Below are 16435 nucleotides of genomic sequence, written 5' to 3' on the forward strand. Positions count from 1 at the left end.
CCTGAGCTATTCGCCAATGTGGTTTGCCCCAGCCCACCACGATGAATTGCTTGCACGCTGGGATACCCTCGGCGCGCACCTCCATCAAAGCGGGACTACCTGGCACCGCGAAGGCAAGCGCCTGATCCGAAGCTGGGCACGCTGGCCGCGCCGCTATCACAACACGCCGCATCTGATGGCCTGCCTGCGCCACCTTGATGCGGTGCGAGGCCAGCTCGAAAACCCCGCCGCAGTCGAACTGGCCCTGTGGTTTCATGACGCCATCTACTGGCCCTGGCTGCCGCGCAATGAGGAAAAAAGCGCGGCTTGGGCTGAACACTTCCTGCACCGCCTTAATATGTCGCCTTCGCTGGTCGACCTGGTCAGCCGCCACATCCTGGACACCCGCCATCAGGTGCAGCCTGCAAACGGCGACGCGCAATGGGTGGTCGACATCGACCTGGCCATCCTGGGCCAGAGCGAGGCGGTGTACCAGCAATTTGAACGCGACGTTCGCAGCGAGTACCGCTGGGTCCGCTGGCCACGCTACGTACAGGGCCGCAGCGCGGTGCTGCAGTCGTTTCTGGATCGTCCCCGTATTTACAGCACGTCCTGGTTTTTCGAGCGGCATGAGGCCAACGCCCGAAACAACTTGCAGGCTGCGCTGGCGGCACTCTCACGCAATCAGCGCCCCTGAATCCCGCATCGCATGCCCCAATGGCATGAAACCTGCTGGGATACCGCGACCGTGCTCACACAGCAGGATTCAAGACCGCAACCCCGTTCGGGTAAACCCGTGAATTGATTCCTCCGGCAGTGAGTACAGTCCTGTATACAAAACTGAACACTCAATCAAACAACGATCACCTTGGCCAGGGGCAAACGCCCACCGTACCGGAGCTCACCTATGGAAATTCGCAACCCATCGCCCGATCTGTACAACGAAGACCTGGCGCCCGCCAAAGAGCGCAACTGGGGCACCTTCAGTATCTTCAACGTCTGGACTTCCGACGTTCACAGCCTCTGGGGCTATTACCTCGCGGCCAGCCTGTTCCTGTTGTGCGGCAGTTTCACCAACTTCCTGATCGCCATCGGGCTCAGTTCATTGGTGATTTTTTTCCTGATGAACCTGGTCGGCTACGCTGGCGTGAAAACCGGCGTGCCCTATCCTGTGTTGGCGCGCGCCTCTTTCGGCATCTGGGGCGCCAACCTGCCTGCGCTGGTGCGCGCTGTGGTGGCCTGCTTCTGGTACGGCGCGCAAACCGCCGCCGCCTCCGGCGCCATCGTGGCGCTCCTCACGCGCTCAGACGCCATCATGGCTTTTCACAAATCCACGCACCTGCTCGGCCACTCCGGGCTGGAGCTGATCTGCTTTATCGTGGTGTGGGCGCTGCAGCTGCTCATCATCCAGAACGGCATGGAAACAGTGCGCAAATTCCAGGACTGGGCCGGGCCCGCCGTCTGGATCGCCATGCTGGTGCTGGCCGTGGGCCTGTGTGTGAAGGCCGGCGGTTTCTCGTTTGACCACGGCATCCCGCAAGACGTGCTGCTGGCCAAGACCAAGGATGCCGGCGTGCCGGGCGAGCCAGGCTCGTTCTGGGCGCTGATGGCCGTGGGCGCGACATGGATCACCTATTTTGCGGCGCTCTATCTCAACTTCTGCGATTTCTCGCGCTACGCCAAAGACAAGTCCACGGTTAAAAAAGGCAATCTCTGGGGCCTGCCCATCAACCTGGTGCTGTTCTCGCTGGTGGCCGGTGTCACCACCATCGCCGCCTTCAAGGTCTACGGCGAAGTCTTGCTGCACCCTGAACAGATCTCCGCCAAGTTCGACAGCTGGTTCCTCGCGATGCTGGCCGCGCTTACCTTCGCCGTGGCCACGCTGGGCATCAACGTGGTGGCCAATTTTGTGTCGCCCGCGTTTGACTTCGCCAACGTCTTCCCGCGCAAAGTCAGCTTCAAGACCGGCGGCTACATCGCGGCCGGCATCGCCCTGGTGCTCTACCCCTTCGCGCCGTGGGAAGGCAACGCCGCCACCTTTGTGGGCGCCATTGGCGCAACCATGGGGCCGCTGCTGGGCATCATCCTGGTCGACTACTACCTGATCGCCAAAGGTGAGGTGAACGTAGAAGCGCTCTATCACGAAGACGGCGAATACCGCTACCAGGGCGGCTGGAACATCAACGCGCTCATCGCCACGGCAGCGGGGGCCTTGTTCTCCAGCATCCTGCCCAACTTCACCAGCCTGCTGCCTTCATGGTGGGGCATTTACGGCTGGTTCTTCGGCGTGGCGATCGGCGGGGCGTCCTACTACGTGCTGGCCATGGTGCGGCCGCGGCGGGCCTGAACGGCGACAGGCCTAAGCCGCCAGCAGCAGCGCAGCCAACAACCCGTTGGCCAACATCAGTGCGGCGTCAACGCTGAAGATAAACAGCATCGGGCCCTTGAGAACGTCCCAGTACGACTCGCCCTGACGCCCGCCCGAAAAAGCAACCGGCAGGTTGGCGACGAACTGGCTCGCATGCGCGATGGCAAAGACGGCAGCGAACAGCGCGCGCTGGCGCGCCTCGGGAAACCATGACATGCACAGCAGGCAGAGCAGCGAGAACACCGCGAAGGCGAAGTTCATGCCGCCCAGAAAACGCAGTGACTCCGCCAGCGTCGCGAACAGCGGCGACTGCCGCAAGGAACTCGGCACCACGATTTTGGCGCTGCGCCTGGGCGTCATGCCGAAAGACCAAAACCCGGCGCTGAACCAGGCCACGTTCAGCGCCAGCACGACAACGTAAGCCGTGGGGCTCAACCGCGCCCCACAAACGGCATCTTCGTGGCCATGATGGTCATGAACTGCACATTGGTCGACAGCGGCAGCGAGGCCATGTGCACCACCGCTTCGGCCACTTCTTTCGCATCCATCATCGGCTCGATGGCGATCTCACCATTGGCTTGAGGCACACCTTTGGCCATGCGCGCCGCGAGTTCCGTCATGGCGTTGCCGATGTCGATCTGGCCGCAGGCAATGTTGTACTTGCGCCCGTCCAGCGAGATTGACTTCGTCAGGCCCGTGATGGCGTGTTTGGTCGAGGTGTATGGCGCCGAGTTGGGGCGCGGCGCGTGGGCCGAGATCGATCCGTTGTTGATGATGCGGCCGCCTTGGGGCAGCTGGTCTTTCATCAGCTTGATAGCCGCTTGCGCGCAGAGGAAGGAGCCGGTCAGGTTGATGTTCACCACGTTGGTCCACTGCTCGAACGTGATGTCTTCAAGGTTGACGGGCGGGGCACCCACGCCAGCGTTGTTGAACAGCAGGTCCAGCCGACCGAACTTTTCCTTGACCGTGGCGAACGCCGCCGCCACGGATTCCGGCTTGCTCACGTCGGTCGGCACTGCCAGCGCACGGTCTGTGCCCGACTCTTTCGCGACTTCGTCGAGCGGCTCAGCGCGGCGCCCCACCAGCGCCACGCTGTAGCCTTCACGCAGCAGGGCCAGGGCCACGGCCTTGCCGATACCAGTGCCGGCACCAGTGACGAGTGCGACTTTGCCGTTGGACTTGTTCTCGGAATTCATGGTGTGCCTTTGTCTCTAATGAAAGGGTTTTTGGAGGTCTGGTAAATCGATGCAGCGATGAGCGCCACAGCCTTTAATTGTGCCCGAGGCTTAGAACCTGTTCTGAGTTTGCACCTGCTGAACCCCGCGCCGCCGCAGTCACCGTTTTCACATACTTTAGGTTTCAACTATTTTTGAAATTGTTGGAAATAACCGACACCACGGCTTTTTTGCCGGTGCTACCTTCGCATCCATGCCCTCCCCCAACACATCAGCGCCACGCAAACTCTGGGACATCTCACCGCCGGTAGACGAAAACGCCGCCGTGTTTCCCGGCGACACCGCCTATTCGCAGCAACGGCATTTCTCGCTGGAGCCGGGCTGCCCGGTCAACGTCAACGCGATCACGCTGTCGCCGCACACCGGCGCGCATGCCGATGCGCCGCTGCACTACGCCAACGGCGAGGCCAGCATCGGCGAGGTGGATCTTGCCCCTTACCTGGGCCCTTGCCGCGTGATCCATTGCATGGGCTGCGGCCCACTGGTGTTGCCGCAGCATATTGCCCACGCACTGGACAACCTGCCGGCGCGCGTGCTGCTGCGCACCTCGCACACCGCCAGCCAAAGTTGGGAGTCTTTTACGGCTGTAGCCCAGGACACACTTGAGCTTTTAGCTACCAAAAACATAGCATTGATCGGCATCGACACCCCCAGCGTGGACCCGGCCACCAGCCAGGATCTGCCCAGCCACCACCAGCTGCTGGCGCACGGCCTGCGCGTGCTGGAAAACCTGGTGCTCGACGACGTGCCCGAAGGCGACTACGAACTCATTGCCCTGCCGCTCAAGCTCATCCGGGCCGATGCCTCACCCGTTCGCGCAGTCCTGCGTGAACTCCTCTGAAGACCACCCCATGACCACTTTGCAAGACTGCCGCGCCCTGGATGCGCAAGACCCGCTGCGCGCGTTGCGCCAGCAATTCACGCTGCCCGAAGGCGTGATCTACCTCGACGGCAACTCGCTGGGCGTGCTGCCCACAACAGCCGCCGCCCGCGTGGCCGAAGCGGTCACGGCCGAATGGGGCCAGGGCCTGATCCGCTCCTGGAACAGCGCCGGCTGGTTTGAGCTGCCACAGCGCCTGGGCAACAAGATTGCGCAGCTGATTGGCGCGCGGCCTGGTGAAGTGGTGGCCACCGACAGCACCTCCATCAACCTCTACAAGGTGCTGAGCGCCGCATTGCACATCGCAGCGCAAGACGCGCCCGAACGCAAGCTCATCTTGAGCGAACGCAGCAACTTCCCGACCGACCTCTACATCGCCGAAGCCCTGTGCCGCGAGCGCGGCTTTCGCCTGCAGCTCGTCGAGCCCGAAGAGATCCCCGCCGCTCTCACGAGCGAAGTGGCCGTGCTGATGCTGACCCACGTGAACTACCGCACCGGCGCCATGCACGACATGGCCGCTGTGACCGCCGCAGCGCACGCAGCCGGCGTGCTCACCGTCTGGGACCTGGCGCACAGCGCGGGTGCTGTGCCTGTCGACCTGAACGCGGCCAAGGCCGACTTCTCCATCGGCTGCGGCTACAAATACCTCAACGGCGGCCCCGGCGCGCCGGCCTTTGTCTGGGTCAACCCCAGGCACGCCGACCGCTTCTGGCAACCGCTGGCCGGCTGGTGGGGCCATGCCGCACCGTTCGCGTTCACGCCCGACTATCGGCCTGCGGCAGGCATCTCGCGCTACCTCTGCGGCACACAACCCATCCTGAGCATGACGGCGTTGGAGTGCGGGTTGGACACGGTGCTGGCCGCTGAAGCGATGGGCGGCATGCAGGCCCTGCGCAAAAAATCGCTGGCGCTCACCGACCTGTTTATCCAGCTCGTTGAAGAGCGTTGTGCAGGCCACGGCCTGGGATTGGCCACACCGCGCGAGCACGCACAGCGCGGCTCGCAGGTGTGCCTGACCAGAACCGAAGGGGCCTACGCCATCGTGCAGGCGCTGATTGCACGCGGCGTGATCGGCGACTTCCGCGCCGGTGATCCTTCGACCCTTCGACAGGCTCAGGACAGGCCGAGCTCAGGACGAACGGGTATGCCTGACATCCTGCGCTTTGGTTTCACGCCGCTCTACATCGGCTTTGAGGACGTGTGGAACGCCGTCGAGCATTTGAAGCAGGTGCTGGAAACCGCCGAATGGCAAAAAGCCGAATTCAACCAGAAGCATGCGGTCACCTGACAACATGGCCCCCACGGTCGTTCACTCCGTGTGCTCCCTGCCCCCCGAGGGGCCGCTACGCCTGCGGCCCGGCAAAGCCGGTTCCGCGGCCCCTGTCCGGTTTAATACCGGAATCTTTCCTTCCGATTGAAGAGCGCCCATGAAAACACAGCAACCCGCAGACATCGTGCGCGACGAAAAAGCCCAACTCGACTTCAGCAAATCCATGAGCTATGGCGACTACCTGCAGCTCGATTCGATCCTCACCGCGCAAAAACCGCTCTCGCCCGACCACAACGAAATGCTGTTCATCATCCAGCACCAGACCAGCGAACTCTGGATGAAACTGATGCTGCATGAATTACGCGCGGCCATTGCCAATGTCGCCAAAGACGAGCTGGGAGCCGCTTTCAAGATGCTGGCACGCGTGAGCAAGATCATGGAGCAGCTGGTGCACGCCTGGGACGTGCTGGCCACCATGACACCGCCTGAATACAGCGCGATACGCCCCTACCTCGCCAACTCCAGCGGCTTTCAGAGCGCGCAATACCGCTGCATCGAATTCGCTCTGGGCAACAAGAACTCTGCCATGCTCAAGCCCCATGCGCACCGGCCCGACCTGCTCGCACAGGTGCAGGCCGCCTACGAAGCGCCGTCACTGTATGACGAAGCCCTGCGCCTGCTGGCCCGCCGCGGCCTCGCTGTGCCCGCCAGCCATACGCAACGCGACTGGACGCAAGGCTATGCCGAAAGCGACGAAGTCGAACAAGCCTGGCTGGTGGTCTACCGCGACCCGAAGAAGTACTGGGACCTGTACCAGCTCGGCGAAGAACTCACGGATCTCGAAGATGCGTTCCGGCTTTGGCGCTTTCGGCATGTCACCACGGTAGAGCGCGTGATTGGGTTCAAGCGGGGTACCGGTGGAACGGGCGGAGTCAGCTATCTGCGCAAGATGCTGGACGTGGTGTTGTTTCCGGAAATCTGGAAGCTGCGGACGGATCTCTAGAAACGCCCGCCAAAAATACATGTTGACGATCGTATTCATTTGAATACAATCGTCAACATGGTACCCATTTCCGCCCGCCTCCCCGACGATCTCTATGAATGGCTGTCGACACTTCCGCTGGAAGATGCGACGACCTTGAGCGACAAGCTGCGCGTTGCCGTACTGCACCTCAAGCGCATGCATGACGGGGACGCCGACTACATCGGTGCGCTGTCGATGTACCGCGACCTCGGCCGCAGCACACGCGAACAGATTGCCCAGATCGAACGCAAGACCGGCCAGCACTCCGAAGTGCTGGCCGCGTTCATGGAGCACCTCCCGGCTTTGATCGCCATGCTGCACGCCAGCCAGGCATCGTCACCCAGCAGCGCCCGCGAGCTCGAAGCCGTCCTGGTCAAACGCACCATGCAACTGACGGAAACGCTGCTGAGGCAAGCAGTCACCACGCGCGCTGCCGCCTATGATGAAAAAGTCATCATTGATAATTCAACTCGCGTGCTCGAGTTGGCCCAACTGATTTCGTCACCACGCTAAAAAGAGAGGTTTTTATGGCCGATAGCTTACGTACCAGGGTTGCCCGCGTGATCGCAGGTGGCGCACACGCCCTGCTCGACAAGATAGAAGACGCCGCGCCAGTCGCTGTACTGGAACAGTCGGTGCGTGAAGTCGAGCAGGTGACCGACGAGGTCAGGGCCGAACTCGGTCGCATCGTGGCAAACCGCCATCTCGCGCAGCAGCAACATTTGCACCTGAACAGTGAACACGACGCACTGTCGGCCTCAATCGCAACCGCGCTTGCCGAAAATCGCGAGGACCTTGCCAAACCCGCCATCTCACGCCAGCTCGACATCGAAGCCCAATTGCCGGTCCTTGAAGCCAGTCTCGGGGAGATGAGCCAACAGGACAAGGAACTCTCCGGCTTCGTCGACGCTCTGATGGGCAAGAAGCGCGAGATGGAAAAAGCCATCCAGGACTTCGAAGCTTCGAGGCGCCTCGCCGACAGTGCCGGCCCGCGAAAAAACGTGACCAGCAGCGCTGGCGCGCGTGTGAATTCGGCGCAATCCGCCTTCGACCGCACCTTCCAGCGCCAGACCGGCCTGTCATCGTCCAGCAGCCGCGCCGGCATCGATCAAACGGCAAAAATCAACGAACTGAATCAGCTTGTGCGCGACAACAAGATCAGTGAGCGCCTGGCGGCACTCAAGGCCGGCACGGCGCACTGATGGTGATCTTCACCGCCCCTGAAACATGGCCGTTCGGCGCCGCACTGGCCGTTATGGTAGGCCTGAGCATTGTCGAAGGCGCCGGGCTGATACTGGCCTACAGCCCGTCGGGCCTGCTTGACAGTTTTCTGCCCGATACCCCCGACGGCATGGATGGGCCGTTAGGCTGGCTTCACGTGGGAAAAGTGCCGTTGCTGGTGCTGCTGATCCTTTTTCTGGCCGGTTTCGCAGTCTCCGGTTACGTGATCCAGTCAGCGGCCAATGCACTGCTCGGCTCCCTGCTGCCGGCCTGGATCGCCAGCATTCCAGCGCTTCTCGCAGGTATATCAACCGTCAACGGCATCGGTGGGCTGCTCGCCAAGATCATCCCCGGCGACGAGACCAGCGCCGTCAGCGAACAGACGTTGGTTGGCCGTGCCGGCGTGATTGTTAAGGGGCATGCACGCGACGGCATGGCGGCCGAAGCCAAGGTGCGCGACAGTCACGGTCGCGCGCATTACGTGATGGTCGAGCCCGACATCATCGACCAGACGCTGGACGAAGGCACCCCCATCGTGCTGGTGCGCAAAGCCGGTGCACGCTTCAAGTGCATACGCAACCCGCACCCCGAGCTTTTGTAAGCGCCACTAAGGCATTTGAAATTCAATGAAAAAAGTTGGCCTTTTAGGCTGACCAAAAACAACAACCGGAGGAAGTAAATCGTGATCGACATGCTTATCAATATAGCGATCCCCGCAGGGCTCGTATTTTTCCCGCTGCTGCTGATCGGCATCATCTTCGCGCGGCTTTACCACCGCGCCACCAAAGAGACCGCCTTTGTGCGTACCGGCCTCGGCGGCCAGAAGGTCATCATGGACGGCGGCGCCATCGTGCTGCCGATCTTTCATGAAACCATTCCCGTGAACATGAACACGCTCAAGCTCGAGGTTTCGCGCCGCGAAGAGCAGAGCCTGATCGCGCTGGACCGCATGCGGGTCGACGTGGCGGCCGCCTTCTTCGTGCGCGTCAAACAGACCGCCGAGTCCGTCAGCACAGCGGCTCAGACCCTGGGCCGCAAGACCATGGAGCCTACCGCCCTGAAAGTGCTGGTCGAAGACAAGTTCGTCGACGCTTTGCGCGCGACCGCGGCAACAATGTCGATGCGTGAACTGCAGGACAAGCGCCGCGAGTTTGTGCAGGCGGTGCAAAACGCGGTCGCTGAAGATCTTGAGAAGAATGGCCTGGAGCTTGAGTCGGTTTCGTTGACGAGCATGGACCAGACCGCCAAGGAATTCTTCAACCCCAGCAATGCCTTTGATGCCGAAGGTTTGACCCGGTTGACCGAAGAAACCGAAAGCCGCCGCAAGCAGCGCAACGACATTGAACAGGACACGGAAGTTCAGGTCCGCACCAAAAACCTGGAGGCCGAGCGCCTCAAGCTGACCATCTCCAAGGAGCAGGAATTTGCGACCCTGACGCAGCAGCAGGAAATCTCCAACGCCAAAGCCGACCAGACCACCACCATTGCCAAAATCGAGGCGGAGCGCCACCGCGAAGCCGAAGAAGTCCGCATCAATGCCGATCGCCTGGTGAAAGAACGACGGATCGAAGCCGACCGTACTGTGAACAACGCCGAGATCGACAAGAACCTCTCGGTGCAGAAAAAGCAGATCGAAGCCGACCGTGAGACCAAGGTCAAGCAGGCAGAGCAACGCCAGTCGATCGAGCTTGCCAATCAGACCGCGGCCATCGCCATCGCCCAGAAATCGCAGGAACAGTCGCAGGCTGACGCTGCGGCCAACACCGCACGTGCCGACGCCGTGAAATCTGAAGAACTTGTGAACACCGCACGCGAAGTGGCCATCGCTGAACGGGGCAAGTCCATCCAGCTCATCGATGCAGCAAGAGAGGCAGAGCAGCAGGCGATCTCCGTGACCGTTGCGGCCACGGCCGAACGTGAGGCCGCAGAAAATCGTGCGCTCGCGCTGAAGGTCGAGGCTGACGCAAAGCGCTCCGCAGCCCTTGCTGAAGCCGAAGGTATCACCGCCATCAACGAGGCAAAAAACCGGCTTGGTGCAGCGCAGATTGACCTTGAAGTGCGGTTGCAGCTGATCCGGGCGCTGCCGCTGATCATCCAGCAGTCAGTCAAACCGCTCGAAAAGATTGAATCGATACGCCTGTTTCAGGTCAACGGCATGCCAAACGGCAGCATGGGTGGGAACGGTCAAGCCGGTGGCTCGGGCGGCTCCCAAGGCACCCTGCCCGAGCAGGTCGTCAACTCGGCGCTGCAGTACCAGGTAGCCAAACCCATCGTCGACGCGATCATGAAAGATGCGGGCCTTTCCAACCCGTCGCTGACCGGAATTGCGGAATCTGTTGCCGCGATGGTCGCCATGCCGGCCGTGGTGCCCGCAACCGTTACACCGGTGCCTTCTTCAGGCCAAGCGCATCCGGAAAGCTGAGAAGACCCCGGGGTCCTGAAAAAGCGCCCTTGGGCGCTTTTTTTTAGCCTTTAACCGAAGCCCCGTACAGCCAGGGCATGTCCAGCACCTTCTCGCCCAGCAACTTCATGGACGCATCGCGCCCCCATCGTAGCAAGCCATCGGCATGAAAGATCTGCCCGTTGCGCAGGGCCCGCGCCTGCACGCGCGCATTGCGTTGCCAGCGATTGAGCGCGTAGCGCTGCAGCATGGTGGGCACGTCAAAGGCCGGGTCCAGCGCTTGCGCCAACGCGTGGCCGAGTTCGGCGGCGTCTTCAATCGCCATGCCGGCGCCTTGCGCAAGATAGGGCCGCATCGGGTGGGCGGCGTCGCCCAGCAAGGCCACACGGCCGACGGCGTGCTGGTGGGCGCCCTGCATGGACGCGCGGTCGTGCAGTACCCACAGACGCCAGCCCTGGATGGCGTCCATCACTTCGCGCAGGGCAGCGCAGCATCCGGCTGTGGCGGCGGCCAAATCGGCGGCATTGGCGCTGTGGTCCCAGAGGTCGGCTTCGGCCGCGGCTTCACCTTGCACAATGGCCACGACGTTGAGCCATTCGCCGCCGCGCACCGGGTACTGCACCACATGCATGCGGGGCCCCAGCCAGGCAGTGACGTTCTGGCTCCTGAGTAATTTGGGTAGATCGGACTGCCGCGTCAGTGCGCGGTAGGCCAGGTGGCCGGTGCGCCGCGGCAGGCCGTCGCCCAGCAATTCCTGGCGCACCGTACTCCACACACCATCAGCGCCTATGAGCGCATCGCCTTCAATGCCGGGGCCGTCGTCGGCATGCACCGTGACGGCTTGCGCCGTCTGGCTGAAGGATTGCAGGGGGCGGCTCAAATGCAGCTTCATGTCGACCTGCTGCTGCACCGCCTGCAGCAGCAAGCCATGCAGGTCGGCGCGGTGAATGGTGAGATAGGGCGCGCCATAACGCGTGGTCATCGCAGCGCCCAGGCCCAGCTCGCCAAGCTGCTGGCCCGACACCGCACTGCGCACCAGCAAACGCTCGGGAAATGCGGCCACAGCTTGCAACGCGTCGGCCAGGCCCCAGCCGTGCAACACCTTCACCACATTAGGCCCCAGCTGAATGCCGGCGCCGACTTCGCTGAACGCGCTGGCGCGCTCGAACAGGCGCACATCCCAGCCGGCGCGCGACGCTGACAGCGCCGCCGCCAACCCACCGATGCCGCCGCCAGCTATCAGAGCCTGCCGGAGCATTAAGCGAGTAGCTGCCGCAGCACAAACGGCAAGATGCCGCCGCTGCGGTAGTAGTCGACCTCAATCGGCGTATCCACACGCAGGATGACCGTGACTTCTTCACGCGAACCATCAGCGCGCGTGATCACCAGTTTGGCTTCGCTTTGCGGCTTGAGTTCGGGGTGCGGAATCACGTCGATGACTTCGGCGCCGGTGAGCTTGAGGGTCTGCCACGAATCACCGGGCTTGAACTGCAGCGGCAACACGCCCATGCCCACCAGGTTGCTGCGGTGAATGCGTTCAAAGCTGCGCGCCACCACGGCCTTGATGCCCAACAGCTGTGTGCCCTTGGCAGCCCAGTCGCGCGATGATCCGGTGCCGTATTCCTCGCCGGCAAAAATCACCGTGGGCGTGCCTTCGTCCATGTACTTCATGGCGGCGTCGTAGATGAACATTTTTTCGTTGCCAGGCTGAAACAGCGTCACGCCGCCCTCTTCGCGCGAGCCGTCGGCGCCGGGCGGAATCATCAGGTTCTTGATGCGTACATTGGCGAAGGTGCCGCGCATCATCACGTCGTGGTTGCCCCGGCGCGCGCCGTAGCTGTTGAAGTCGGCCTTCTGCACGCCATTGGCTTGCAGCCACTGGCCCGCGGGTGAACTCGCCTTGATGGAGCCAGCCGGCGAGATGTGGTCGGTGGTGATGGAGTCGGCAAACAGCGCCATGATGCGCGCGCCTTTGACCGACACGCTGCCGGCCTCGCCCGCTTCCATGGTGAAGTCCTTGAAGAAAGGCGGCTCGGCGATGTAGGTGCTGGCAGGCCAGGTGTAAGACGTGCCCTTCACGCCCTTGATGTTTTCCCAGAGCTTGCCGGGTTCGGTCTTGACCTTGGCGTAGTTGGCGCGAAAGGCCTTGCCGTTCATGGCGTACTTCATGAGCTTGTAGATCTCGTCACTGGTCGGCCAGATGTCGCCCAGGTACACATCCTTGCCGCCCTTGCCTTTGCCGACAGGCTCGGTCATCAGGTCGCGCATCACCGTGCCGGCAATGGCGTAGGCCACCACCAGCGGCGGGCTGGCCAGAAAGTTGGCCTTCAGATTCGGGTGAATGCGTGCCTCGAAGTTGCGGTTGCCCGAGAGCACGGCCGCGCACACCAGGTCGCTTTTGCTGATGGCTTCGTTGAGCTCGGGCGTCAGGTCACCGGCGTTGCCGATGCAGGTGGTGCAGCCATAGCCAGCCAGCGCGAAGCCCAGCTTTTCAAGGTAAGGCAACAAGCCGGTTTCGGTGAGGTACTCGGTCACGATGCGCGAGCCTGGCGCCAGCGAGGTTTTGATGTGCGGCTGCACTTTGAGGCCTGCTTCCACCGCCTTCTTGGCCAGCAGGCCCGCGGCCAGCAATACGCTGGGGTTGGAGGTGTTGGTGCAACTGGTGATGGCGGCGATCAGGATGTCGCCATTGCCCACCGTAATGCCGGGCGCCGAATGAATCACCTCGGTCTGCGATTTGGCAGGGGCGTCGGTGGTGTTGCTGGCGCGCGCATGCGCGAGCGTGGGGCGGTTGCCTTCCATTTCCATCACGGGGCGTGCAGCGCCTGCGGGGGTCGGTGGGGCGGACGGCAACGTATCCAGCCGGCCTTCATCGGTGCGGCGGACCAGCTGGCGGGTGTTGAGCATGCCGGCAGGCTGGTTAAAACCGTTTTCGGCAATCGGTTTGCTGAAGAGCGATTTGAACTGGGTCGCAACGTTGCCGAGTTCAATGCGGTCTTGCGGGCGCTTGGGACCTGCGAGGCTCGGCGTGACATCGCCCAGATCGAGCTTGACGACGTGCGAGTAATCGATGTCTCCAGCCTTGGCCACGCCGAACAAGCCCTGAGCCTTGAAGTAGGCCTCGAAGGCCTCGATTTCTTCCTTGGTGCGGCCCGTGCCCTTGAAGTAGTCAATGGTTTTTTCATCGACCGGGAAGAAGCCCATGGTGGCGCCGTATTCGGGCGCCATGTTGCCGATGGTGGCGCGGTCCGGCAGGGCCAGCGTGCGCGTGCCCTCGCCAAAAAACTCAACAAACTTGCCGACGACTTTTTCACGGCGCAGCTGCTCGGTCACGCGCAGCACCAGGTCGGTGGCGGTAACGCCTTCGCGCAGGCGGCCGGTCAGCTCAAAGCCCACCACGTCGGGCGTGAGGAAGTACACCGGCTGGCCCAGCATGGCGGCTTCGGCCTCGATGCCGCCGCAGCCCCAGGCCACCACGCCGATGCCGTTGATCATGGTGGTGTGGCTGTCGGTGCCCACCAGTGAGTCGGGGTAATACACGTTGTCTTTGGTTTTGTGCACGCCGCGCGAGAGGTATTCGAGGTTGACCTGATGCACGATGCCGAAGCCCGGCGGCACCACGCCAAAGGTGTCAAAGGCCTGCATGCCCCACTTCATGAATTCGTAGCGCTCGCGGTTGCGCTGGAACTCGAGCTTCATGTTGAGGTCAATCGAATTTTTCTTGCCGTAGTAGTCGACCATGATGGAGTGGTCGACGACCATATCGACCGGCACCAACGGCTCAATCAGTTTCGGGTTTTTGCCCAGTTTTTGCGCCACGCTGCGCATGGCGGCCAGGTCGGCCAGCAGCGGCACACCGGTGAAGTCCTGCAGCACCACGCGCGAGACGACAAACGGGATTTCATCGCTGCGCTCGGTGTTGGGCAGCCAGTTGGCCAGTTGCGCCACGTGCTCCGCCGTGACTTTCTTGCCGTCGCAGTTGCGCAGCACCGACTCCAGCACGATGCGCACGGACACCGGCAGTCGCGAGATGCTGGGAAATTGTTTGGCCAGCGCGGGCAGAGAATAGAACTTGCCCGGTTTGCCGGAAGCGGTCTTGAAGCTCTTCAGCGTGGATGCGAAAGCGTGGGGAGGCGGTTTGGCCATGGCGGACTCCTTTTTATTGACGGCAGCCCCCATTCTGGCAGGCAGCCGCGTCGTATGGGTCATTCGCCCGTCATACCCCGTCCCCGCGCACAGTTTTGCCCTGTAATGCCACTCAAAACCGCTCTCCCACATGAGTGTCTCAGGCAACGCGTAACCAGGTGTTGCGCAGGACATGGGTTCGTCATGAATTCACACTTCGCCCGGCCATTCCGCTGCGGTATGGACCGAATACACCCCAGACTACCCGGCCTTCAAACCCCCGGCCACCTTGTACGTGCTGAAGATGATGCCGGACGGCATGGCCCTTGTGTTGAGCAGCTGGAACGAACGTGGCAGAGTGCCCTGTGCAAAGAAGCGCTTGCCCGTGCCCAACAGCACCGGGTAGACGATCAGCAGGACCTCATCCGCCAGCCCGTGCTCGAGCAACGTGGAGGTGAGCGTGGAGCTGCCCCAAAGAACAATGTCCGGGCCGTCCTGCGACTTGATGCGGCGCACGCCCTCGGCGATATCCGGCCCCAAGCCTTCGGCCGGGCCCTATTCAAGACTTTCAGGCCGGTGGGTGGCGACGTATTTGGTGGCCGCATTGATGCCGTCCGCCATCGGGCTGGCCGGCGCCTTGGGCCAATGGCCAGACCAGATGTCATAGGTGCGACGGCCCAGCAGCAGATCAAAGCGCCCGCCCTGCGCGGCCATGACGGCATCCCTGCCTTCGGGACTGCGGTAGGGCGTGGTCCAGTCGATGTACGGGAACTCGCCGCCATCGGCGGTTTGCTGGATCACACCGTCCAGCGAGATGTGTTCCATGATTCTGAGTTGTCTCATCGGGGCCTCCGTGTTGCGCGATTGCACTGTCTTGAGGATGCCTGCATTCTTGCCATTACTGAATGGCAGCATGCTGAGTGCCTAGCGGTTGAATTCATCACCCTGCGCGTCGGACCCCAGCCCGCCACCCAGGCCCACACCCATTCCACCGCCGCCGCCGCCACCCCCACCGCCATTGCCCCCCTGCTTCGTGCCGGCGTTTCCGCCCCCGGTGGCGCCCCCTTTGCCCTTTCCACCGCCAGCGCCTCCGCCACCAGGGCGGGTGGGGCCCTGCTTCGGGATCATCAGCTCCGCGGGAAAGGGCTCCAGGTCCAGCACCTTGCGAATGAAGTCGCGCAGCGACACCACCAGCTCATCCGTGTGGACCGGGCTTCCCGCGACAAGATCGCTTGCGGCGCGCGCTGCCAGCCGCACCTGTTCCTCGGTGCCCAGAAGAATCACGTCCGACAGCGCCGCTTCAACCGCATCGCGGATGCGACGTGGGCGATCAGACATAACCGGTGCTGGACGGTCTTCGCTCGTGATGGTGTCGTCGACCCCGCCAGATTCCGCAAGGGATGGGGTTAGCGTTTCCTCCCGACGGAGATCCCGCCGGTGCCTGGGGTCGACCGACAGTTCGCCGGTAAAGGAGCCTCCAAGCGTCTTGTAGGCGGCGATCAGGATACGCAGCCGTTCGTTGATTTGACGGTTCTCACGCTGGCGGCGCTGCTGCACGCCCTCCATCACCAAGAGGCGGATGACCAGCGTCAAGACGGTAACCACCACCAGCCCGACCAGCGTGGTGATCACAGACTGCCAGGAACTGAAATCCATATTTCGCATGTTGGAACCTTATCGTCACTTCCGTCGATTGAAAGTGTTTTATACCCGCACTCACCGGAGGGCCGAGCAAGGCGAGGCCCGTCCGGGTGCAGCGCGTTGTCAGGCGACGTGACCCATCTCCAAGTCAGCGCGCGCGCCGGTAGTGCATGGCGACCGCGCCGTTGTCAAGCGGCTTTGCCGAGATCAACTCCAGCCGTCGCGTGCTCGGCAGTCCGCTCTCGTACAGGGTCGGGCCGTGGCCGGCGATCCTGGGGTGGACGAGCAACT

Annotated in this window: 16 protein-coding genes; 9 read left to right on the forward strand and 7 right to left on the reverse strand. The window is 62.4% G+C overall.

Features of this window, described 5'->3' with window-relative positions:
* The first annotated feature begins 16 nt into the window (after positions 1–16).
* Both ABI546_RS03370 and ABI546_RS03375 read left to right on the forward strand, forming a co-directional pair.
* On the forward strand, positions 17–676 hold the full coding sequence (locus ABI546_RS03370) for a hypothetical protein (RefSeq protein ID WP_348044104.1): 660 nt from the start codon (positions 17–19) through the stop codon (positions 674–676).
* 210 nt (positions 677–886) lie between these two features.
* Positions 887–2326: an NCS1 family nucleobase:cation symporter-1 gene (locus tag ABI546_RS03375; protein ID WP_348044106.1), complete on the forward strand. Its 1440-nt coding sequence runs from the start codon at positions 887–889 to the stop codon at positions 2324–2326.
* A gap of 12 nt (positions 2327–2338) precedes the next feature.
* On the opposite strand, the gene ABI546_RS03380 is transcribed toward ABI546_RS03375, so the two are convergent.
* Entirely contained in the window at positions 2339–2782 is a 444-nt protein-coding gene (locus tag ABI546_RS03380) for a hypothetical protein (protein ID WP_348044108.1), read from the reverse strand.
* A complete protein-coding gene (locus ABI546_RS03385; protein WP_348044110.1) occupies positions 2779–3543 on the reverse strand; it encodes an SDR family oxidoreductase in 765 nt (254 codons plus the stop codon). Before ABI546_RS03385 ends, ABI546_RS03380 begins: the two co-directional genes overlap by 4 nt.
* Before the next feature lie 232 nt (positions 3544–3775).
* Between ABI546_RS03385 and kynB the strand changes: the two genes are divergently transcribed.
* The 7 genes from kynB (at position 3776) to ABI546_RS03420 (ending at position 10399) form a co-directional block, all read left to right on the forward strand.
* On the forward strand, positions 3776–4423 hold the full coding sequence (kynB, locus tag ABI546_RS03390) for an arylformamidase (RefSeq protein WP_348044112.1): 648 nt from the start codon (positions 3776–3778) through the stop codon (positions 4421–4423).
* 10 nt (positions 4424–4433) lie between these two features.
* Positions 4434–5750 carry a kynureninase gene (kynU, locus tag ABI546_RS03395; protein ID WP_348044114.1) on the forward strand — a complete coding sequence of 439 codons (1317 nt, stop codon included), beginning with the start codon at positions 4434–4436 and terminating at the stop codon, positions 5748–5750.
* Between the two features lie 139 nt (positions 5751–5889).
* A complete protein-coding gene (kynA, locus tag ABI546_RS03400; protein ID WP_348044116.1) occupies positions 5890–6735 on the forward strand; it encodes a tryptophan 2,3-dioxygenase in 846 nt (281 codons plus the stop codon).
* Positions 6736–6792: 57 nt separating this feature from the next.
* Positions 6793–7269, forward strand: coding sequence for a hypothetical protein (locus ABI546_RS03405; RefSeq protein ID WP_348044118.1), 477 nt, complete (start codon positions 6793–6795; stop codon positions 7267–7269).
* A 14-nt stretch (positions 7270–7283) separates the two neighbouring features.
* Positions 7284–7958, forward strand: coding sequence for a PspA/IM30 family protein (locus tag ABI546_RS03410; protein ID WP_348044120.1), 675 nt, complete (start codon positions 7284–7286; stop codon positions 7956–7958).
* Positions 7958–8578, forward strand: a complete 621-nt coding sequence (locus tag ABI546_RS03415; protein WP_348044122.1) for a YqiJ family protein — start codon at positions 7958–7960, stop codon at positions 8576–8578. The genes ABI546_RS03410 and ABI546_RS03415 overlap by 1 nt, the downstream gene beginning before the upstream one ends.
* Positions 8579–8668: 90 nt before the next feature.
* Positions 8669–10399 carry a flotillin domain-containing protein gene (locus tag ABI546_RS03420; RefSeq protein ID WP_348044134.1) on the forward strand — a complete coding sequence of 577 codons (1731 nt, stop codon included), beginning with the start codon at positions 8669–8671 and terminating at the stop codon, positions 10397–10399.
* A 43-nt stretch (positions 10400–10442) separates the two neighbouring features.
* Here the strand turns inward: ABI546_RS03420 and ABI546_RS03425 are convergent, their stop codons facing one another.
* The 5 genes from ABI546_RS03425 to ABI546_RS03445 form a co-directional block, all read right to left on the reverse strand.
* On the reverse strand, positions 10443–11636 hold the full coding sequence (locus ABI546_RS03425; protein WP_348044124.1) for an FAD-dependent monooxygenase: 1194 nt from the start codon (positions 11634–11636) through the stop codon (positions 10443–10445).
* Positions 11636–14524 carry an aconitate hydratase gene (locus ABI546_RS03430; RefSeq protein WP_348044126.1) on the reverse strand — a complete coding sequence of 963 codons (2889 nt, stop codon included), beginning with the start codon at positions 14522–14524 and terminating at the stop codon, positions 11636–11638. Before ABI546_RS03430 ends, ABI546_RS03425 begins: the two co-directional genes overlap by 1 nt.
* Positions 14525–14764: 240 nt before the next feature.
* Complete coding sequence (locus tag ABI546_RS03435) at positions 14765–15043, reverse strand: dihydrofolate reductase family protein (protein WP_348044128.1); 279 nt, start codon at positions 15041–15043, stop codon at positions 14765–14767.
* A 15-nt stretch (positions 15044–15058) separates the two neighbouring features.
* Complete coding sequence (locus tag ABI546_RS03440) at positions 15059–15346, reverse strand: hypothetical protein (RefSeq protein ID WP_348044130.1); 288 nt, start codon at positions 15344–15346, stop codon at positions 15059–15061.
* Between the two features lie 81 nt (positions 15347–15427).
* Positions 15428–16168 (reverse strand): hypothetical protein, encoded by a 741-nt coding sequence (locus ABI546_RS03445; protein ID WP_348044132.1) that lies wholly within the window; start codon positions 16166–16168, stop codon positions 15428–15430.
* Positions 16169–16435 lie beyond the last annotated feature (267 nt).

This window comes from Polaromonas sp. (genome assembly GCF_039932935.1).
In the GTDB taxonomy this organism is placed as follows: Bacteria; Pseudomonadota; Gammaproteobacteria; order Burkholderiales; family Burkholderiaceae_C; genus Polaromonas.